The organism is Pseudomonas nitroreducens NBRC 12694, assembly GCF_002091755.1.
GTDB lineage: Bacteria > Pseudomonadota > Gammaproteobacteria > Pseudomonadales > Pseudomonadaceae > Pseudomonas > Pseudomonas nitroreducens.
Genome location: NZ_BDAI01000012.1, coordinates 116,396 through 135,869, shown reverse-complemented (window position 1 = coordinate 135,869; position 19,474 = coordinate 116,396). Strand labels below are relative to the sequence as shown.

Genomic DNA, 19,474 nt, shown 5'->3' with positions numbered 1-19,474 from the left:
CCAGAACGCAAAAAAGCCGGCAATCGCCGGCTTTTTTGTTGTCCTGACTCTGTAGGAGCTGTCAGTCCGGATCGGCGCCCAGCTTGACCTTGCTGCGCTCGGGGAAGAACAGGCGCTTGAGCTCGGTGCCCGGCTCGTCGGCACGCATGAAGGCTTCGCCGACCAGGAAGCCGAACACGTCGCTGACTTCCATCAGCTCCACATCGGCGCGGTTGAGGATGCCGCTTTCGGTGATCACCATGCGCTCGCGCGGGATTTCCGGCAGCAGGTCCAGAGTGGTCTCCAGGCTGACTTCGAATGTGTGCAGGTTGCGGTTGTTGATGCCGACCAACGGAGTGTCCAGGGTCTTCAGCGCGCGCTCCAGTTCCGGGGCGTCGTGCACTTCCACCAGCACGTCGAGGCCGACGTCCTTGGCCACCGAAGCCAGCTCGGCCATGCGCACGTCATCCAGCGCCGAGACGATCAGCAGGATGCAGTCGGCGCCGATGGCGCGGGCTTCCACCACCTGATACGGGTCGATCAGGAAGTCCTTGCGGATCACCGGCAGCGTGCAGGCCGCTCGGGCTTCCTTGAGGTAGGCGTCGCTGCCGAGGAAGAAATCGATGTCGGTCAGCACGGAGAGGCAGGCGGCGCCGCCCTCCTCGTAACTGCGGGCAATGTCGGCAGGGTCGAAGTTCTCGCGCAGGATACCCTTGCTCGGGGAAGCCTTCTTCACCTCGGCGATCACCGCCGGCTCACGGCGCTTGGCACGCTCCAGCAGGGCATTGGCGAAACCACGCGGGGCATCCGCGGCACGCGCCAGTTGCTCCAGCTCGGCGATGCTCACACGACTGCGGCGGTCGGCGACTTCTTCGGCCTTGCGGGCCAGGATCTTCTGCAGAACCGTCGGCACACTCACTGTGCGTTCTCCTCTCGGTAAACGGCGGTGAAGGCCGCCAGCTCTTCCATCTTCTCCCGCGCCAGCCCCGAGTGCAGGGCGTCGTGGGCCAATTGCATGCCTTCGTGCAGGCTGGTGGCCAGGTCCGCCGCGTAGAGCGCGGCGCCGGCGTTGAGCACGATCAGCTCGGCGGCCTTCTGCCCGGCCTCGGTCTTGCGCCGGCCAAGGGCATCACGGATCAGTTCCAGCGACTGCTGCGGGCTGTCCACGGTCAGGCCGATCAGGCTCTGGCTCTTGATGCCGAAGTCTTCCGGCTGCACTTCGTATTCGGTGACCACGCCGTCCTTCAGTTCGGCCACATGGGTCGGTGCGGCGAGGCTGAACTCGTCCAGGCCATCGCGCGAATGCACCACCAGGATGTGCTCGCTGCCCAGGCGCTTGAGCACTTCGGCCAACGGACGGCACAGCGCCTGGCTGAACACGCCGACCACCTGGTGTTTCACACCGGCCGGGTTGGTCAGCGGGCCGAGCATGTTGAACAGGGTACGCAGGCCCAGCTCGCGGCGCGGGCCGGCGGCGTGCTTCATGGCCTTGTGGTGGACCTGGGCGAACATGAAGCCGACACCGACGGTCTCGATGCAGCGCTTCACCTGGACTGGCTTGAGGTCCAGGTAGATGCCGGCCGCTTCCAGCAGGTCGGCGCTGCCGCTCTTGCCGGAGACCGCACGGTTGCCGTGCTTGGCGACTTTGCCGCCCGCCGCGGCGACGACGAAGGCCGCCGCCGAGGACACGTTGAAGATGTTCGCGCCGTCACCGCCGGTGCCGACCACGTCGACAACGTGCTTGAGGCTGTCCAGTTCGACCTGGTCAGCCAGCTCGCGCATCACCGCGACGGCGCCGACGATCTCGTCGATAGTCTCGCTCTTCATGCGCATGCCCATGAGGAAGGCGCCGATCTGCGCGTCGGTGCACTGCCCGGTCATGATCTCGCGCATGACGTCCTGCATTTCCTCGGTGGACAGGTCCAACTGGTTGACCACGCGGTTGAGGGCTTCCTTGATATTCATGCGCGCACCCCGCCGGTCTGCTTGAGGAAGTTGGCCAGCATCTCGTGGCCCTGTTCGGAGAGGATCGACTCAGGGTGGAACTGCACGCCCTCGACGTTCAGCGTCTTGTGGCGCAGGCCCATGATCTCGTCGACCGAGCCGTCATCCAGCGCCGTCCAGGCGGTGATCTCCAGGCAATCGGGCAGCGTCTCGCGCTTGACCACCAGGGAGTGATAGCGGGTCTGGGTCAGCGGATTGTTCAGGCCGGCGAATACACCCTGGTCCTTGTGGAACACAGGACTGACCTTGCCGTGCATGACTTGGCGCGCCCGCACCACGTCACCACCGAAGGCCTGGCCGATGGACTGGTGGCCCAGGCACACGCCCAGCAGTGGCAGCTTGCCGGCGAAGCGTTCGATCACTTCCAGGGAAACACCCGCTTCGTTCGGGGTGCACGGACCGGGGGACAGGACGATGCGCTCGGGATTGAGCGCGGCGATCTGGTCGACGCTCAACTCATCGTTGCGAATGACGTGGATGTCGGCCTTCAACTCGGCGAAGTACTGCACCAGGTTGTAGGTGAAGGAATCGTAGTTATCGATCATCAGCAGCATGTCTGCTCGAACCTCATGATTGCACTGCTTTCGGATCGCGCCATCGTCGACACCCGTTGCGGCCTCGTAGGCTGCGCGAATCTGGCAATTATGCCAGCGGATGGGAGAAATGGACGCGTAAGAAGAGACCGGCGCTATGCCGGGAAAGAAGGAATCAGGCGCGCCAGCGCCAACGGGCGAATGCCTTGAGGAGGGAGGTGATGATGCGGGTGCGGTGGATCACGGTTGCGGTCTCGCCTAGCGATGGCCGAACAGTAGCCCAAGGCCGGGCGCCAGCGCAATACGCGCGGCGCCCCTGCCGACGAAGGTAGGACGTTTCACTGGCACGCCTGGAGGGCAGCACGCAGGCGGGTTTCGTAGGCCAGGTGTTGCTGACGCTCGGCCAGCAGCGCACGAACCTTGGTTTGCAGGTCGTCCGCCGGGCGCAGGGCGGTGGTGGCGAATTGGGGAGCTTCGATGGCCGGTGTCTGGCACGGCACCGGGATGGGAATACGGATTTCCACGGGCTTGGGTGAAGTCGCGGCGCAACCGGCGATCAACAGCGGGAAGATCAGCATGAGCACTTTCATGGCAGCAGTTCCCGGTCGATCAGTTGACGAACCACCGCGCACTCTTCGCCCTCGCTGCGCTCCAGCAACAGTCGGTTTGCGGCATCTTCATGGCTTTGCGCCAGGTCACGGGCCTGGGCCAGGGCTCGCTCGGCGGCCTCCGCACGCTGGCGGGAGCTTTCAGCCAACACGTCGAGCTGCTCGTTCTGCAGCACCAGCCGGGATTCCAGCGCCTTGCCGGCTTCGCTGCAACGCGCCTGCTCGAGCTGCAGGCCCTGCAACTGCCCGCCATAGAAGCGCGACGCCAGCCAACCGCCGAACAGGCCACCCAGCAGGAAGCCGGCCATCCCCAGCGCCAGCCAGAAACGGCTCATCCCAGCACCTCCTGCGCACGCCGCCAGAGCAGCAAGCGCTCCTCCAGGCCATTGAGCCCGCCATTGATGCGCCGGGTAATGTCCTCGAAGCGCCCGGCGTCCGCCAGCTCGCCAAGTCCGTTGCGCTGCCACCACCAGGCGGCGGATCGACACGCCCAGCGTGGCTCCGCCAGCAGTTGCGGGCGGGCGACAAAGGGCTGTGCGAGCCCTTCGCCAACCGAGCGGTAGTTGCTCCGTCCCGTCACCTGCAGCAGGCCGCGTCCACGAAAACGCCAGCCGTCGCCAGAGGCTTCGTCACCGTTTCCGTTGCGCCCGGCGTAGACGAGGTTGGCAATGCGCTCCGGCTGGTACGCCACCTCTCGCGCCAGCGCCGTGGGCGAGCCGTCGGCGCTGCGGAAGCGCCGGGGCCAGATGGCGGCCAGACGCTGGGCGCTGTAAGTCAGGCTTTCCACGCAGCGGGTCAGATGGGCACTTTCATGGCCGACCTGGGCGATGAAGGCAGCAACACGCGGCGGCGTGTCGATTCCGAAATCCCCCATGGCGGCGTCGAGTGCCGGAAGAAAAACGCCCGCGACAGGGCGGGCGTTGGGCAGGATCAGCAGCAGCTGGCGTTCGTCGATTTGCATATCAGCCGCCCTCCCCAGCCTTGCCCTTCCCCTGAGCCCCGCCGTTGCACTGCACCGTGGTAGTCCAGCCACCCGTGGAATAATGCTGGGTGACCGAGTCGATCAGGTAGCGGCCGTCGAGCCCAGCCTTGAAGCCCTGCAGATCAATGGTCAGTTCGGCGAACAGATCGGCGCGGCCGGGCACGTCCAGCTGCACTTCAGCGCTGTTGCGATTGAACTCGGCCAACCGTGCCGCAGCGACGCGCCGGGCGGCTGCCTCGTCCGGCTGCGGGTGGCGGTCGCAATGCTCCGCGGCGATTTGTGAAGGTGCGTCCGGGTTGGTCACACGAACCTGCTTCTGCACGCCGTCGGCGCCGCGATAGGGCACCTTCACCGCTGCCACGACCTTGCGGTCATCCAGGGTAAAGCGGAACGAACCCACGTCCCCGCGTCCCAGCACCGGTATCTCCAGCGCCTGCCCACTGGCGCTGCGGCCAGACTGGCGCGGCTGCACCAGCAGGCAGTTGTTGGCCAGCTTAGCGGTGCAGTCGTACTGCCGGGCCAGCCGGGTGATGAAGTTGAAGTCCGACTCTCGAATCTGGTCGATGCGCGCGATCACTGTCTCGACATTACACGCCGCGCGCCAGCCATTGCGCGCCGCTATATCCGCCACCACGTTCGCCAGGCTCATGCCTTCCCAACTGCCACTGCGGGCGGCCTTGCCCTGGCCGCGCATATCCCCGCTCTTGCCCTTGATCACCAGGTTGTCCGGCATGCCGCTGTAGGTCAGCGTATCCACCACATAGCGGCCCATGCGCGTAAGCGGGGCGCCGTCGTAGCCGAGGAAGACCTCCAGCGCCGCGCCGCGCCGGGGCAGCGTGACGGCGCCATCGCGGTCATCGATGGTGATCTGGAAGGTGTCGGACTCCAGGCCAGGCTTGTCGGTCAGTTGCAGCTCGATCAACCGGTCGCTGATCAGCGCAGTAATGTCCGCGCCGTCGGCGCTGATGCGGAAGGCAGGTTTCATAAGCCACCCTGAATGAAATGGCCCCGCCTGAGCGGGGCCCGGTTACTGAAGCGAATGCCGGTGGTCACTCCCACAAGCGCACGCTCTGGTCTGCCGGCACGAGCAGTTCCGGCAGGCGGATGATCACGCCGCCCCGTAACGGTTGAGCTTCGTCGGCCAGTCCGGGATTGGCATCCAGCACGGCTTCCACGCAGCCATTGAGATGCCCGTAGCGCTGGTAGCAGAGGCGGTCCAGCAGGTCGCCGTCAACGCTTCTGACTATCGTCGTCGCCATAGCGGGTGAACTCCAGGTCGAGGGTTTGCTGACGCGGCACGCCATTGGCGAACAACGCCTCCTGCGTCTCGGTGATCTTGGTCAGGCACCAGTTGCCCAGGTCATCGCCGCGGCCGGTACCGAGATGGACCGGCTCGCTCAGCGCGGCGATGTCGCGCAGCATCCGCGGCTGGTTCCAGCCGACGCGCTGCGAGGTGTCGCCGGCACGGATGAACAGCGGCATGACCACGCCATTGAGCGTGAGCGTTTCCGGGCCCAGGCCGACGCTCTGCTGCGCGCTGCGCCGGCCAAGCCGTGCCTGGTCCTTCCAGGCATAGCTGCTGGTGCGGGTCAGCCGCTGGAAGCCGGTGGTGTCGACGTTGAAGTAGTAAGTCTGCTCGGTCGACTTCAACGGGGTCATGATCAACAGGTGCTGCGGCACCTTGCACATCTGCGCGGAAGGGTCGAGCCTGGGTGCCAGCACCGAGCTTGGCAGGATGTCCTTCAGGCGCGGATCGATCTTGCCCAGCACCTTGTTCACCGCCTGGCCGGCATTGCTGATCTCTTCTCCCAGCTTCTCCACGTGCTCGTTGACCTCGGCCGCCACTTGCCTGGCCTTGTCGAGGTTCTTCTGCAGCTTTTCCTGCTCGGCCTGGGCTTTCTTCACCCCGTCCTGCAACTTGCCCTGGGCACGAACGATGCCATCGGTGACGCGCTTGAGCTTGGCTGCCGCCTCGGGCGTGACGCCGGGCAGGCCTTCGAGCGCTGCGACGCCGCTGCGAATGTGCAGCATCGCCTTGTCCACCGGTGCGGCGACCTGCTCCAGGTCGCGCCGGGCGGCCGTGGCAGCGCCCGCAATCATCCCGAGGCCGGTATTGAACTGTTCCAGATAGGTCATGGGGCCTCCCTACATGACGACGGTGTCGAACAGCGCATTGCGCTGCCTTTCCTGCTGGGCCTCAGCGATCAGCCGGCGCATTGCCGGGACCAGCTCATCCAGCAGTTGCTGCGGATTGACGATGTTGCCCGCCACGTTGATGCTCACCTGCGGCGAAAAGGTCCAGCTGGCTGGAGCGTTGGCGGCCATAGCTGCGGCGACCGGAGCTGCCGGGGCCGGCGCGGCAGACTGCGCTTTCGCTGCTTCGTCCGACGGACCGAACAGCGCGCCGACCCTGCCACCTATCCATTCGCCGACGGTCGCGCCGATGGCGCCGCCCACCAGCGTCCCCACGACGGGAATCGGAATCAGCGTGCCTAGCGCAGCACCTGCTGCCGCACCAATGGCCGAGCCTCCGGCCTTGCCGTAGCCGACGGCCTTTTGCGCAGGCGACTGGTCACTGGCATAGACCGCGGCAACATCGGCGATCGCCAACGCGGCATTGACCGGCCCGAAACGTCGCAAGCCCGCTCCAGCTTTCCGTACCAATCCGCCCGCCGCCCTTCCGATGCCGGAAGCACCCACGCGGCGTGCCAGGCCTGCGCCACGACGCAGGATGCCACCAGCGGCGCGGCCGACACGCGAAGAGCGCACGGTTTGTGCCGCCCGGCCGAGCCATCCGGAGGCGGCTCCCGCGGCGCGTCCCAGGGTCGACCGTGCGCGCTGGAAGATACCGCCACGCGCCGCCCTGCCCGAGCCGCCGGTTTTCGATTTTCCGCCGCCCTTGCCTTTGCCCTTGCCTTTCGGCCTGCCCTCGAGGAGACCGTCGCACACGCAGGCCGGCCAGTTGGTGACGAAGACATCCTGGACCTCGCGCTTGCCCCAGTTCCAGGGCATTGCATCATTGGCGTCCTCGACGAATTTCTTTGCATCGATCAGGGACTTCAGCGCCAGCAGACCACCGCCGACAAACTCCAGGACGCCCTGATGGCTGAGCATGGCATCACCCATTCCCAGCATGGCGCCGGAAATCTTCTGCTCACTGGCCTCCAACTGCCCCAGCGGAGATTCCTGATGTTGCTTGACGCCCTGCTGCAACAGGTCGGCCGGGGCAGCAGCCAGGGACTGCCTGGTCTGCAACAAGGCCTCAGCCTTCTGCGAGTCTCCTGGCCGCAACGAGGCCAGGCTGCCAAGCAGATCGCGGCTGAACAGCTCGACCGACGGCGCTTCCTTCTGACCACGCCACGCCACTGCACTCAACGCACGCTCCAGATCGGCGGCATTGTTGATGCCCCCCTTCTGCTGCAGGGCGCTGATCAGCTGTGCCGTCGTCTGCATCGACACGCCCTGCCCCTGGGCGAACCTGGCCGCCACCGGCAACATCGTGTCCATATCGCGGAGCGGCACCTTGCTCTCGGCCATCGCCTGCGCCAGGTCCAGCACCTTTTCGCGGGGCATCGCAGCAGCATCCGCCGCCATCACAACGCGCTTGCCCAATGCCGCCTCGGCGACCGGGTCGTAGGGTTGCCCTGCCGCTTCGCGAACCTGCATCAGACGCCCACGAAACGCGAGGCTCGCGCTCAAGGAAGATCGCGCGACATCACCGACAGAGTTCAGCTCGGACAACGACTTTGTCGCCGTTTCCATTCGCTGCCAATCGTTCGCCGGTGCGCTCGCCGCTGGCGCTACACCGACGGTGATTTTCGGCAAGCGAACCTCTGCCGGCCGCAGCCCCAGCAGATCGATGATCCGTCGCAGCGCCAGCCTGGTTTCCCCCGCGTTGCGCTCACTGGCGCGATGGCGGATATCCTGATTGTCCAGAACGGCATCGATGCCATCCACCAGCGTGCGCATGGGCAGACTTGCATCCAGTTTTCCAACGAGGGTGCCCAGGCGCACGGCGGAGTCCGTTATCACCCGGCCGAGCGTGCTGCCCAGACCGACGACAGCCGCCACCAGCACGTCCGGCTTTTCACTCATTTCCATTTCACTCGCCCTCTGACGACATTCGTCACTTCAACGACAAGGGAGCGCCGGTCACCCGACGCTCCGCGAGGGCGAACTAGCCCGCCTCGTCCCCCAGCCACCAACGCAGGTCGCTGAGGGTCATGCACTCCAGTTCGCCGGCCGTGAAGCCCGACTCAGTCGCCAGTCGCCGCGCCAGCTGGCGCATCAGCGCGAAGCTCATCGTCGTCCTCTCGCACCAGGCGAAAGTAGGCGTGTTGCAGGCGCTGGTAATCGCTGAGCTTGAGCCCCTCCAGGTCCTGACGGCTGACCTGCACCAGCGAGGCGAACAGTTGCAGCTCGCGCTCCTCGTCATCACTGGCCACCTTGCTGGCCAGGCGGATGTCACGCACGGTCGGCGCACGCAGGGTGAGGACGTCCACATCGACGCCGTTGCAGGAGGTCGGACGGGACAGCTTCACCACCGCCGCGTCCTCGGAAAGGCTCAGCCACGCGGGCTGTTTGACAGAGTCTTGCATCACGGCTCTCCTCAGACGCCCAGGTCGTTACGCATGGCGGCGAGCTGGTCGACGCCGTCGATCTTGCGCACCGAATTGGCCGGGTCAATCTCGAACATCTCGCGGCCCTCGACTTCCAGCTTGTAGTAGGTGACCGCCACGCTGTAGGTGCAGGCGGCCAGGTCGCCGGCTTTCCAGTCGCCCGGGTTGATCTCCTTGAGCAGGCCACGGACGGTGGCGACCACTGGAACAGTGCCACCCTTCTGGGTCTTGAAGGAGCCGCGGAAGGTGCCGTTGAATGCTCCCTGGTCGCTCAGGCCGAAAAACTTCATGGCCTCGCGGCGCGCGCCGTTGGTGGTGAACTTTGCCTCCATGGCCTCCAGGCCGACGTCGAGCAGGACCGGAGCGTCCATGCCTCCGGCACGGTACTCCTGGGTCTTCACCTTGAGGGTCGGCAGGGTCAGGGAGGGCACGTCACCGGCAAAGCTGACGCCGTCGACGAAGAGGTTGGTGTTGGTGAGGATCTGCGGAATCATCTGGGGTTCTCCTTAAGCTGCGTCCAGGACTTCGGTGAGCCACTGATCGGTCACCTCGACGCGGAAGTTGGGGTTCTCGGCAGGCGGTACATCGGTGAAGCGGATGTTCCAGTACACCTTGCCCTGGGCCAGTTGGCTGGCGGTGTTGAGTTCCGGGTCGGCATAGACCTCGAAGTCGATCACCGCGCCCTGGTTCTTCAGGTCGCGCATGAAGGCCTGCAGGCCCTCGGTGACGTCCTTCACGTAGGTCTTGGTGATGCCGCGGTCGACCGCCCACTTGTGCCCGGCGAGGATCGCGTCCATCACCATGTCCATGGTCCGCACGCGGGTCACGAAGGCCCACTTGGCGTCGCTGGAGAGGGTGCGGTTGCCCCACAGGCGGTAGCCGTCGTCGCGGATGATGGTGGTGATGTTGGCGTTGTTGAGCAGGTTGGCGCGGCAGGTCTCGTCGCCGTCGAGGAACTCGATGGGGCGGCCGGTGCCGGTGATGCCGAGCAGTTCCTTGTTCGACGGCGAGGACCAGAAGCCGTACTGGCTGTCGGTCCAGGCGAACAGCGCGGCGGCGTTGGCGGATGCCGGTGCGTCAACGGTGGCGCTGCTGGCGGTGTCCCAGTACTGCACGCCCGGATCGACCAGGTAGATGCGCTTGCTGCCGAACTCGCCGGCGTAGGCGATCGCCGCCTCGTCGGTGGTGTTGGGGCCGTCGACGATGGCGATGGCGCGCAGCTTCTCGGCCAGCGCGCCCATGGCGGTGCCGACCGCCTGGGTGGCGGAATGTTTCGGCGCGATCAGCAGGCGCGGCTGGGCGTTGAAGCGCGACTTGCCATCGAGCAGCGCCTGCAGGCCGGTACGCTGGCCGGCTTCGGTGACGCTGCCGATGATCGAGGAAGTCTGCTGCGCAGCATCCTCGACCTTCGCCACGCCGACCGCCACGACCACTGCGGCGGACTGGGTGAAGATGGCGGTGCAGGACTTGTAGATGGCCGATGCGGTACCGAAGGCGGCGGCCGCTTCACGCAGGTTGGTGAGCAGCACGGGCATGTCCGCCTGGGCAGTCAGCTTGGCATCGGGGGTGAAGGTATCCACCAGGCCGATGATCGAGGACGACGGCAGCGCAATGGTGCGCGCACCGACGTCGACATTGGTCACGGTGACGCCGTGAAAGAAGCTCATAGGGTTTTCTCCAGACATAAAAAAACCGCCGGGAGGCGGTTGGGTGGTTTGCCCAGGCCACAGCGTGTGGCGGGCGGAGTTACAGTGGTCGAGTCAGGCAGGCCAGCCCTCATCGAGCATGGACACAGTCAAGGTGCCAGCCTTCAGGTGATCGAGTAGAACGGCTTCGCGATCGAAGCACGCCTGAACGTGGGCTCGGACCTCGCTCAGTACCGAACGCAATTCAGCACCGCTCATCTCCTTGAATCCATCGTCCGTTTTCCAAAGACAGGTGTAATTGGGATTATCCATCGCATGTACTACTGCGCTGCCGATGAGGCTTTGGCTGTCTCGGGTAGTTTCGAATCGCGCACCCGCAACCTCGATGCCAGAAATTTCCTCGGAATAGCGTCGATGAGCAATGCTCCGCTCCCACTCCTCGGTTGTTCTCTCAACGTCCAGTTTTTGCAGAACAGGTGTGCCATCGACAACGACGATGGAGTTGCCTTCCTGCTGGCCGGCCAACAATTCCCAGTGCTTGTCTTCGGATACTTCGATCCGGTCATCCGGAATCGACTCGCCGTGGACGCTATCAACATAAAAGCCCCGCGTTTGGGGCGAGTAAAAGATCGTCATGAATCACCTCAATAGCCAATGGCAATCCAACGGAAGCCAACGTTAGCGATGGCTCCCGCCAACGTGTAGCCCTCGATGGTGTATTGCGTCCTGCTGATCCCCTCACCATTGAGGATGTAGTTGTAGCCGGGGCTCGAAACCACCAAGGCAACGCAGGCCGTCGGGAACGCAATCGGGAAACTGCCGGTGAACTTCCCATTCTCCGAGATCAGAAACGCACCGTACTGGAGCATCGTCCCTCCAGGAAGCGCTTGGTAACCGCCATAGACGCTCTTGCCCGAAGCAAACGCCAGGGCATTCTGGACAAACGCAGTGTTGGCAATCTGCGCCGAGTTTGCGCCGGCAGCCGCAGTCGGTACCGTAGGGGCCCCAGTCAACGCCGGGCTTGCCAGGGGCGCCTTGAGTGCCAACGCACTGTTGATTGTCGCGGCTAGCGCCGGGTCGTTGTTCAGAGCCGTTGCAAGCTTGGCCAGGGTATTCAGTGTCGCGGGTGCAGCCCCCGTTACCGCGGAGACTGCAGACTGGACAAATGCAGTCGTAGCCAATTGCGTGGAATCCGCACCTGCTGCTGCCGTCGGCGCAGTTGGCACCCCGGTGAATGCCGGGCTGTCGGTGTACGCCTCTTCCCGCCACGCACTCCAATTGGGGGCAACTGCAGTGCCATTACTGGGAGCAACGCGGGTAAATCGCTTTCCAGTGGTGGTGTTGATCAGTTCTTGCACAACCTGATAGACGCCAGCAGACAGAGCGTCGCGGATCCAGAACTTCACGACGGACGCCGTGTTTACGCCTGCGGGCAACCCGGCCGTCGTAGTGGAAATGGTGCGGTAAATACCGGTCAGCACGCCCGTACAGTCATCAAGGCTGGCATTAGGCCAATGGGGCTGGAACGTCGTGCTGCCGATGCCAAAGACATTGGAGTCAATGTCACGCCAGCCCTGCCAAACACCACCAGCACGTCGGCGGTACACCAGGCGGTCAAGGCCACCTGGCTGGAACAGTTGGAAGCCCGCGCTGCCAGTGATCTTGTGCAGAACTATTCCGTTGGTGCCCAGCGGGCGGTTAGGGTCTGTCGAACTGGTGTAGTACATGCCACTACCCACAGTGGCATCATCGATGTCATTAATGACATTGACGTCAACATCACCCAAACCAACAAGCCGAAGAGCCTCTCGTCCCACTTGACGCCAGTTGGTCCATGCAGTGCCGGATTTGCTGCGGTACATGAGGTTGGCGTGACCATACTGGCTGAATAGCTGGAACGCACCAGTGCCATAGACCTTGTACAGAACGAAGCCTTGTCCCGAAGTACCCGGTGGCGGGTTCAGCGTTGCAGAGCCGGTGTAGTAAAAACCCGCTCCCTGGCTTTCGTCGTTGAAGTCGGCGAGAGTCGGCGCAACCGAAGTATTGCCGATGCCGAACAAAGCCATGGCAGCACGGACAAAAGCCGTGGTTGCAATGCTCGCATCGCTCGACGCAGTGGCAGGCGTAGGCGCAGTTGGCGAGCCGGTAAAGGCTGGCGACTGCAGCCGAGCGAGGCCGTTGGTGATGTTCTGGAATGCCAGCGCAGTGGTGCCAAGAACGATAGGAGCGTCGGTGATCAGCAGCCAGATGGTGTCCGCGTTCTGCGTGCCACTCTCAACAGGCACAGTGAGCCCAGGCGTGACTTCGGCGCTTTCGTCGGCATCGTCGGCTCGAATCCAGGCGCCAGTGGCAACTGTGTAAATACCGTTCTGGCTGCCGTTGGTCTGGTTCTTCACCAGGACTCGGTCACCGATGCTCAGCGCCACCCCGTCAACGGTCTGGGTGTTGCTGAGCGTGATGCTGGCAGTGGTGGCCACCCGAACCGATTTCTTGATGTCCTGACGGTTCATCGCGCTGACGATGGCGCTATCGACGTACTCGCGAGTTGCCAACACCACACTCGGATCGATCTTCAACTCCACCGACGCCGCGTTGCTGACGATCAGCACGATACGCACGGTCTGGGTGCGGCCGCTGCCTTCGGCCAGTTGCGGTTTATAGGAGGGCGCGCAGTTGGCGTAGGCGATCAGCGCGCCGGCTTCGTCGTACAGGCCCATCTCGCGGATCCACCAGCCACCCACGTCCTCGGGGATGACCTGTTCGGCGATGATCTGCGAGCTGTTCGCCGGGTCGACACTCAGCCGGTTCAGCGGCGCACGACGGACTTCGTTGACCAGAGTCGTGCGGCTGGCATCGGGCGTCGGTACGTTGCCGCCGCCGTCGCCGACGGCGAGCTGGGTGATTTTCAGGGAGGTGCCCAGCGCAGTGGCATTCGCCAGCTTGCCGGCACCGATCGTGGTGAGTAGTGCGTAGTAGGTTACTGCCATGGGTAGACACTCAAGCTATCGATGGTGTGCTCCCGGCCCGGCAAGCCGTGGCTGCCGATCGCTTCGATCACATCCGGGAGGTAGGGATAGACGGTGACGATGTCGCCGTCGTATTGCCCGGAGCCGACGGTAATCCGCCCCTGGGATTCCAGGCTGATATCCAGCCCGATGAGGTGCCGCGTGAGCGGCTTGGCGTCCTCGATCAGACGCTCCACCTCCTGGTACATCTCTTCGCTGATACCGCTGTCGAGTACGCCGATGCGCAGGCGGAAGGTGCCCGGCTCGCCCATGGGCGAGCCCTGCCACCACTCGATGATCTCGATCAGGTAACCCAGCGGCTCAATCACCCGCCGGAGCGCGGCGATGGTTCCCTTGTGCTGATGGATGCGGAACGCAGCGGCCACCGCCTTGCGCTTCACCGCCTCGTTCCAGGCCGGGTCCCAGCGGTCCACCGACCAGGCCCAGGCGAGATAGGGCAGCAGCGCGACCGGGCAGCGTTGCGGGTCCATCAGCTCGCGCAGGGGTACCGGCAGGTCACCGACCTGCACATCGGCCAGCGCACGCTCCAGCGGCGTCGAGTTGATCGGCAGCAGGCGGCTACTCATCGGAGCCACCGACGCGGATCTGGTAGCCGCTGCAATAGGCCGCCTGGGTGGAGTCGAGCACCACGTCGGCTGCCGGCTTCGCCAGTTCGACACGCTGCACGCCTTCCACATGCAGGGCGGCAAACAGCGCGCTACGACGGATATCCCGGCCGATGCGGCGCTGGGTAGCGATGTAGCTCTGCAGCGAAGCCTCGGCAGCCTGCTGGATCAGCTCGGCCTCCGGCCCCGGGTAGATGTAGAGCACGGCATCGACCTGGTAAGGCACGATGGCGGCGGACTGCACCGTGAGGCGGTCGCCTACCGGGCGCACATCCTCATCGTTCAGAGCCGTGCGCACCGCCTGGAGCAGCCCTTCCGAGGCAGCGCCGTTGCCCTCGGAAGACAGCACGCTGACCAGTGCTTCGCACGGCTGCGGGCTGACCGCCGAGACGTCGGCGATGCGCCCGTCGGCGCCGAGCGCGAAGGCCACATAGGCGTTGCGCGGGCCGGCCACCGAAAGCTGATCGAAGGCCAACTGGGTGCGGTTGCGCAGCGAGTCGTCACCCTCCAGCACGGCCGGTGTCGGCGGCGAGGTGGTGGCGTCCGCCTGCTGGATCACCAGGCGCTTGACGTTGTAACCGGCGGCCAGTTGATCGAGGTCGCCCTGGGTCGCGTAGCCGAGCATCACGGCACGGGCGGCGTCGTTGATCCGGGCGCGCAGCAGCAGCTCCCGGTAGGCCGCCAACTCCAGCAGCTTGACCACCGGATCGGACTCCAGCGCGGCGCTCCAGGCCTCACCCATGGCACTGCGGAAATCTGCCAGCAGCTCGTCGTAGAGGCTCTCGTAGTCGAGGTTTTCCACCACTTCCGGGGCGGGCAACTGGGACAGGTCGATGAGGCTCATGCCGCCACCTCCAGACCAACTTCGTCACCCAGATAGATGCCGCGCAAGCGCAGCGAAACGCGCCCGCCCATCACCGCCGTCACCTGCACGGAACTCAGGCGCAGGCGCGGCTCCCAGCGGCCGATGGCGCGGGCCACTTCCGCCTGCACCGCGCCCTTCCAGCCCTCGGTCACCGGCAGGTCGACCATGCGCCGCAGGCGACTGCCGTACTCGGGGCGCATGCGTCGACTGCCCAGCGGCGTACCGAGGATGTCCTCGATGGATTGTTTCAGGTGTGCCAGCCCACTGAGCGGCTGACCGTTGCGCCGATCCATGCCGATCATGGCCGCGCCCTCCGCCACTCAGGGTGCGCACAGGATTCTTTGCCCATGGCAGGTCTCCAGAAATGCAAAGGCCCGCACATGGCGGGCCCGGGTTGATAATCGACTGTCGTCAGTGGGTGTGGTGATTGCTGTTGCCGGCGGTGTCCATGATCGAGCCGGTGCTGCTGATATTGCCGTTCACCGTCAGCGCGCCCTTGATGTTCACCGGCCCGGTCAGCTGGATGCTCGCGGCAGAGACGGTCACCGCACCCGGATCGATCACCACCTGGGTACCGCCGACCTTCACCGTTGCACTGCCGGCAGGCAGTTGCAGATCGTAGCGATGCGCCTGCCAGTCGTAGCTCAGCACCGCGCCATCGGGGAAATGCCAGCTCGCCACCTCGCCGCGATTGTTCGGTGCAGCCGCTGCCGCCCCGAACAAGCCGGGCACGAAGGTGCCCATCGCGGCCATGCCTGACGGGCTCAGCAATACGCCCTGCTCGCCCAGGCTCGGCGCGCGCCAGTGCCGAGCGGCACCAGCGGCCTGTGCGTGCCAGCGCACCCAGGCGCTGGTCCACTCGCCGGACCGAACGCGTACCCGCGCCGCCGCCAGGTCCACCGCTACCACCTCGCATGGCATGACCAGCGCAGCCAGCATGCGGTCGTGCTCGGCACTCACGTAGTCCTGGTTCATTGCAGCGCTCCAGGGTCGAAGTAGTCGTCCTCATGGCCGGGCCCGGTCTCGGGATCGAACCCCAGCACCAGGCTGCCCGGCGGCTGGTCTTCCCACGGCCATTCCGTTTCACCGAGCAATACCGGTTGCTGCCACTCGACCAGCCACGCCCGGCACGTCGCCAGCGCAGGACTTTCGCTGTCCGGCTGGGCCTGGATGAAGCTGACCGGCTCCAGTTCCAGCCCCCAGTTCTGGGCGCGCAATAGCATGGCCAGCGCGGCGACGTTGCGCAGTGCAAAGGCCTCGGCTTGCGCGTCATCCCTTGCTACCAGAATGCGCGCCTGGAGTCGGCAGACCAGTGCGGTCTGCCCATTGCCGGGATCACGGCCGGGCAGCAGGCCGGCGTACTCCAGCGCCAGCGCAGGAAGTGTCGCCGGCGCTTGCTTGAGTGGGCCACGCAGAAAGGCGCCGATCTCAGTCAATCGTGTGGATAGCGCCTGCTCCACCGTGTCGAGCAGCAGGGCGAGGGTCAAAGGTTGTTCGGACATGTCGTCTCCTTGAAGCATCACTCTTGTCCGCGCTCGCTCGGCGGCAGTTCGCAGACGCCCAGGCGCTTCGCCGCCCAGCGTTCATAAAGGCCGACGGCGATCTCCGCACCGGCCGCCGCGGTCAGGCTGCCGATGGCCGCAGCGAGGGTCAGCGAGGCGCCGCAGGCCATGGCCAGGAACATCACCGCCATGCCGCAGACGATGGAAGCGCCGGAACGCAGCGCCAGGCGTCGCAGCAATCGCCAGCCGCCCAGGCCCGCCTTGTCGGCGCGCCACATTTCACCGCTGATGCCGCCCGCAACCGCAAGCAGGATCAGCCCCCACAAAGGCACGTCGGCCAGGGTCTGAGGTTCGTTGCCCATTGGCTCACCTTGGATAAAGACGCCCGCGAACGGGCGAAACCGGCGGCTATCAGCCGGCCGGGGATCACTGCCGGCAAGCTCGCCGGCCGCCCGCCGAATCGGCGGTTCAAAAAACGCGGGCATGAAAAAGCCCGGCGCTGAGACCGGGCTTTTCGGGGTTTCGCGTTGTGCTCCCTGGGGACGCACCTTTACAAGAATGACTACTTTTTACCCCCCGATTCCCGCCGGAACAAGGCTTCTTAGGGAATGCGCTGCAATACGCAGATGACACACCGTAATGTGCTGCCGAAACGCCGAAATCCAGCGTCTGAAATTTCAGAGCACCTTGCTCATCAGCACGGTGGTAAAGCCGCTGTGCCACTCCTCATCCGGGTAGAAATCGACCTCCGCATAGCCCTGCTTGCCATAGAAAGCGCGCGCCTGCTGGTTGAAGGTGTCGGTCTCCAGCCGGGCCCGGGCGAAACCTGCTGCGCGGATATTCCGCTCCGCGTGATCCAGCAACACAGCACCAATGCCGCGGCGCTGCTGGCCGGGTGAGACGTGCAGGGCATCGATGAAGTCGTCGCGCCAATCGAGCAGGCCGACGATCTCGCCATCGATGCAGGCGACCTGGAAATGCGGCAGGCGCTCGCGCACATAGGCGACGGTATGTGCGGAAGACCCGAAGCGCGCGATGGCTTGGGTACTGAGCGCGGGCTTCCAGGTGGCTTCATAGGTTTCGCCGAGGATGCGCAGGATGGCATCGGTGTCGGACGGTTCAGCGCGGCGGAGAAGAATAGGCGTTTTCATGGGGCGCGAGCATAGCTCAAGGCACCCCAGGAAAAGCACGAAGCCCGGCGCAGGGCCGGGCTTCGGAAGGGCAGGAAGGATTCAGGCAGCGCGGCGCATCAGCCGCGACTGGATGCTCTGGTGCGCCACATGCAGGCGCAGGTAGAAGGTGTTGCGGCTGCAGCGGCAGTGCCGGTACTTCTGTGCGGCTTCGCTGTCGCGGTTGAGGTAGTGCTCGGTGACGACGTCCTTCTGCTCGTCCGGCAACTGGTTGATGATCAGGTCCAGTTCGGCGACGCGATCGAGGATCACCTTGCTGCCCCGGGTACCGCGGATCATTTCGCCCCTGTTGGCAATCATCATCGCCAGCAGGTTGCCCCCCGCGTAACCACCGCCGGCGCTACCCGGATTGTGCATTTCCTCGGCCCAGAGCTTGAGCATTTCATCGATTGGCTTGATCACGGCATTGCTCCCTGGCGGCTCAGTGCCGCCGCTCCAGTTCGTCCATTGCCTGGCAGTCGATGCAGCGCGTACAGCCCGGCGCGGCCAGTCGACGTGCGGGGGGAATATCGTCGCCGCAGTCTTCGCAATACTCGGCGGAGCTGACCGCCAGGCGGGAACGGCGGCTGTGCAGCAGGTCTTCGATCCGGTGGAGCACCAGATCGTTGGCGTAGTCAGCGATATCAGCCACGACGCACCTCCGTATCGACGGCGGGTACGCAATGCCTGGCGTGTTGCAGGTGTTGATTCATGAAGGTCCTCCTGGCGACCTGCCCTCCGTGGTCGCCGAGCCTTCGGTCGGCCTGTGGTGGTCAGTCGCGATCTGTTCGTCGCGGACGCCTGACCATCGTGGCGGCGTCCCTTGCCGGTGCGCGGGCAGCACCTCCCTGGCCTGCCCGCGCCCTCCAGCCTGCCCGGCGCATCGCGCTTCGCAGGCAACCCGCGGCGTCCTTGCCGCGGAGAGGGGGAAGCCGTTCGCCTCCCTTCAGCCGAACCGGTATTCATCGATTCGGTCGGCTGCTGGCTTTATGATTACAACCATGGCTATATTTAGTCAACACCAAAGCTATTTACAGCCTACAACCCAGGAGGTAGAGTGCCCCCATGGAAAACTCACCCTCATCGACGCTGGCAGACCGCCTCAAACAGGCGATGGCCTCGCGCAACCTGAAACAGGAAACCCTGGCCGAAGCCGCCGGGGTTTCGCAGAACACCATCCACAAGCTGACCTCGGGCAAGGCGCAGAGCACGCGCAAGCTGATCGAGATCGCCAGCGCCCTGGGCGTCTCGCCGACCTGGCTGGCGACCGGAGAAGGCTCGCCGGCGGCCACCACCAGCGCGCCGGTAGTGCGTCCGGCCGATGGCAGCCCGCTGCGGCTGGAACCGCTGCACCCATGGGATAGCGACACACCGCTGGACGAGGACGAAGTGGAACTACGCCTGTACAAGGAAGTGGAACTGGCGGCTGGCGCCGGCCGCACCGCGGTGCGCGAGATAGAGGGGCGCAAGCTGCGTTTCTCGTACGCCACCTTGCGCGCTGCGGGGGTCGACCCGGCGGCGGCGATCTGCGCCCAGCTCACCGGCAACAGCATGGAGCCGCTGATCATGGATGGCTCCACCATCGGCATCGACACGGCCACCACGCATATCACCGACGGTGAGATCTACGCCCTGGAACACGAGGGTATGCTGCGGGTGAAGTTCGTCTATCGCCTGCCTGGCGGCGGCATCCGCCTGCGCAGCTTCAACCGCGATGAATACCCTGACGAGGAGTACCCGGCGGAGCAGTTCGACAGCGGGCAGATCCGCATGATCGGCTGGGTGTTCTGGTGGTCGACGGTACGCCATCGCCGCGCACCGACCCTGGTTCGCTGAGCGTCGCCTGCTGGTAATGAACCCCGCTTCGGCGGGGTTTTCTCTGCGCGGCGATTGAAAAGAAATACAACCTTTGCTATATTTTCTCCTGTCGCCACCA

Annotated in this window: 25 protein-coding genes; 1 reads left to right on the top strand and 24 read right to left on the bottom strand. The window is 64.9% G+C overall.

The annotated features are described in order from the left end of the window. Positions 1–61: 61 nt before the first annotated feature. The 24 genes from trpC to PNI01S_RS23625 all read right to left on the bottom strand — a co-directional run bounded on the left by trpC (position 62) and on the right by PNI01S_RS23625 (position 18,190). Positions 62–898, bottom strand: a complete 837-nt coding sequence (gene trpC, locus PNI01S_RS23740) for an indole-3-glycerol phosphate synthase TrpC (RefSeq protein WP_024763567.1) — start codon at positions 896–898, stop codon at positions 62–64. Beyond that, entirely contained in the window at positions 895–1,944 is a 1,050-nt protein-coding gene (trpD, locus tag PNI01S_RS23735) for an anthranilate phosphoribosyltransferase (protein ID WP_084359421.1), read from the bottom strand. Before trpD ends, trpC begins: the two co-directional genes overlap by 4 nt. Continuing rightward, positions 1,941–2,537 (bottom strand): aminodeoxychorismate/anthranilate synthase component II, encoded by a 597-nt coding sequence (locus PNI01S_RS23730; RefSeq protein ID WP_065085713.1) that lies wholly within the window; start codon positions 2,535–2,537, stop codon positions 1,941–1,943. The genes trpD and PNI01S_RS23730 overlap by 4 nt, the downstream gene beginning before the upstream one ends. Positions 2,538–2,854: 317 nt before the next feature. After that, entirely contained in the window at positions 2,855–3,106 is a 252-nt protein-coding gene (locus tag PNI01S_RS23725; protein WP_084359419.1) for a hypothetical protein, read from the bottom strand. Further along, positions 3,103–3,459, bottom strand: a complete 357-nt coding sequence (locus PNI01S_RS23720; RefSeq protein ID WP_084359417.1) for a hypothetical protein — start codon at positions 3,457–3,459, stop codon at positions 3,103–3,105. Before PNI01S_RS23720 ends, PNI01S_RS23725 begins: the two co-directional genes overlap by 4 nt. Next, positions 3,456–4,085: a glycoside hydrolase family 19 protein gene (locus tag PNI01S_RS23715; protein ID WP_084359415.1), complete on the bottom strand. Its 630-nt coding sequence runs from the start codon at positions 4,083–4,085 to the stop codon at positions 3,456–3,458. Before PNI01S_RS23715 ends, PNI01S_RS23720 begins: the two co-directional genes overlap by 4 nt. Before the next feature lies 1 nt (position 4,086). Continuing rightward, positions 4,087–5,091, bottom strand: a complete 1,005-nt coding sequence (locus tag PNI01S_RS23710) for a phage late control D family protein (RefSeq protein ID WP_084359412.1) — start codon at positions 5,089–5,091, stop codon at positions 4,087–4,089. Positions 5,092–5,155: 64 nt separating this feature from the next. Continuing rightward, the gene (locus PNI01S_RS23705; RefSeq protein ID WP_084359435.1) at positions 5,156–5,365 is read right to left on the bottom strand and encodes a tail protein X; all 210 of its coding nucleotides are present in this window, start codon (positions 5,363–5,365) and stop codon (positions 5,156–5,158) included. Next, positions 5,337–6,242, bottom strand: a complete 906-nt coding sequence (locus tag PNI01S_RS23700; protein ID WP_084359410.1) for a phage tail protein — start codon at positions 6,240–6,242, stop codon at positions 5,337–5,339. Before PNI01S_RS23700 ends, PNI01S_RS23705 begins: the two co-directional genes overlap by 29 nt. 9 nt (positions 6,243–6,251) lie before the next feature. Then, complete coding sequence (locus tag PNI01S_RS23695; RefSeq protein ID WP_084359408.1) at positions 6,252–8,207, bottom strand: glycine zipper domain-containing protein; 1,956 nt, start codon at positions 8,205–8,207, stop codon at positions 6,252–6,254. 155 nt (positions 8,208–8,362) lie between these two features. Further along, positions 8,363–8,704: a phage tail assembly protein gene (locus tag PNI01S_RS23690; RefSeq protein ID WP_024763577.1), complete on the bottom strand. Its 342-nt coding sequence runs from the start codon at positions 8,702–8,704 to the stop codon at positions 8,363–8,365. An 11-nt stretch (positions 8,705–8,715) separates the two neighbouring features. Then, the gene (locus PNI01S_RS23685) at positions 8,716–9,219 is read right to left on the bottom strand and encodes a phage major tail tube protein (RefSeq protein ID WP_024763578.1); all 504 of its coding nucleotides are present in this window, start codon (positions 9,217–9,219) and stop codon (positions 8,716–8,718) included. A gap of 12 nt (positions 9,220–9,231) precedes the next feature. Further along, a complete protein-coding gene (locus PNI01S_RS23680) occupies positions 9,232–10,392 on the bottom strand; it encodes a phage tail sheath subtilisin-like domain-containing protein (RefSeq protein WP_084359406.1) in 1,161 nt (386 codons plus the stop codon). Between the two features lie 93 nt (positions 10,393–10,485). Then, entirely contained in the window at positions 10,486–11,007 is a 522-nt protein-coding gene (locus PNI01S_RS23675; RefSeq protein WP_205896297.1) for a DUF4376 domain-containing protein, read from the bottom strand. Between the two features lie 8 nt (positions 11,008–11,015). Further along, positions 11,016–13,358 carry a phage tail-collar fiber domain-containing protein gene (locus tag PNI01S_RS28695; RefSeq protein WP_231387833.1) on the bottom strand — a complete coding sequence of 781 codons (2,343 nt, stop codon included), beginning with the start codon at positions 13,356–13,358 and terminating at the stop codon, positions 11,016–11,018. Next, the gene (locus PNI01S_RS23665) at positions 13,349–13,963 is read right to left on the bottom strand and encodes a phage tail protein I (RefSeq protein WP_024763581.1); all 615 of its coding nucleotides are present in this window, start codon (positions 13,961–13,963) and stop codon (positions 13,349–13,351) included. Before PNI01S_RS23665 ends, PNI01S_RS28695 begins: the two co-directional genes overlap by 10 nt. Next, entirely contained in the window at positions 13,956–14,846 is an 891-nt protein-coding gene (locus tag PNI01S_RS23660; protein ID WP_084359404.1) for a baseplate assembly protein, read from the bottom strand. Before PNI01S_RS23660 ends, PNI01S_RS23665 begins: the two co-directional genes overlap by 8 nt. Beyond that, on the bottom strand, positions 14,843–15,169 hold the full coding sequence (locus PNI01S_RS23655) for a GPW/gp25 family protein (RefSeq protein ID WP_024763583.1): 327 nt from the start codon (positions 15,167–15,169) through the stop codon (positions 14,843–14,845). Before PNI01S_RS23655 ends, PNI01S_RS23660 begins: the two co-directional genes overlap by 4 nt. Positions 15,170–15,278: 109 nt before the next feature. Further along, positions 15,279–15,842 carry a phage baseplate assembly protein V gene (locus PNI01S_RS23650; RefSeq protein WP_084359402.1) on the bottom strand — a complete coding sequence of 188 codons (564 nt, stop codon included), beginning with the start codon at positions 15,840–15,842 and terminating at the stop codon, positions 15,279–15,281. Further along, entirely contained in the window at positions 15,839–16,369 is a 531-nt protein-coding gene (locus tag PNI01S_RS23645) for a hypothetical protein (RefSeq protein ID WP_024763585.1), read from the bottom strand. Before PNI01S_RS23645 ends, PNI01S_RS23650 begins: the two co-directional genes overlap by 4 nt. A 17-nt stretch (positions 16,370–16,386) precedes the next feature. Beyond that, positions 16,387–16,731 carry a phage holin family protein gene (locus PNI01S_RS23640; protein WP_024763586.1) on the bottom strand — a complete coding sequence of 115 codons (345 nt, stop codon included), beginning with the start codon at positions 16,729–16,731 and terminating at the stop codon, positions 16,387–16,389. A gap of 315 nt (positions 16,732–17,046) precedes the next feature. Further along, on the bottom strand, positions 17,047–17,520 hold the full coding sequence (locus PNI01S_RS23635) for a GNAT family N-acetyltransferase (protein WP_084359400.1): 474 nt from the start codon (positions 17,518–17,520) through the stop codon (positions 17,047–17,049). 81 nt (positions 17,521–17,601) lie between these two features. Then, complete coding sequence (locus PNI01S_RS23630; RefSeq protein ID WP_024763588.1) at positions 17,602–17,961, bottom strand: PA0613 family protein; 360 nt, start codon at positions 17,959–17,961, stop codon at positions 17,602–17,604. Positions 17,962–17,980: 19 nt separating this feature from the next. Continuing rightward, on the bottom strand, positions 17,981–18,190 hold the full coding sequence (locus tag PNI01S_RS23625) for a TraR/DksA C4-type zinc finger protein (RefSeq protein WP_084359398.1): 210 nt from the start codon (positions 18,188–18,190) through the stop codon (positions 17,981–17,983). 413 nt (positions 18,191–18,603) lie between these two features. On the opposite strand from PNI01S_RS23625, the gene PNI01S_RS23620 reads away from it, so the two are divergent. Further along, on the top strand, positions 18,604–19,374 hold the full coding sequence (locus PNI01S_RS23620; RefSeq protein ID WP_054908045.1) for an XRE family transcriptional regulator: 771 nt from the start codon (positions 18,604–18,606) through the stop codon (positions 19,372–19,374). Positions 19,375–19,474: the final 100 nt, after the last annotated feature.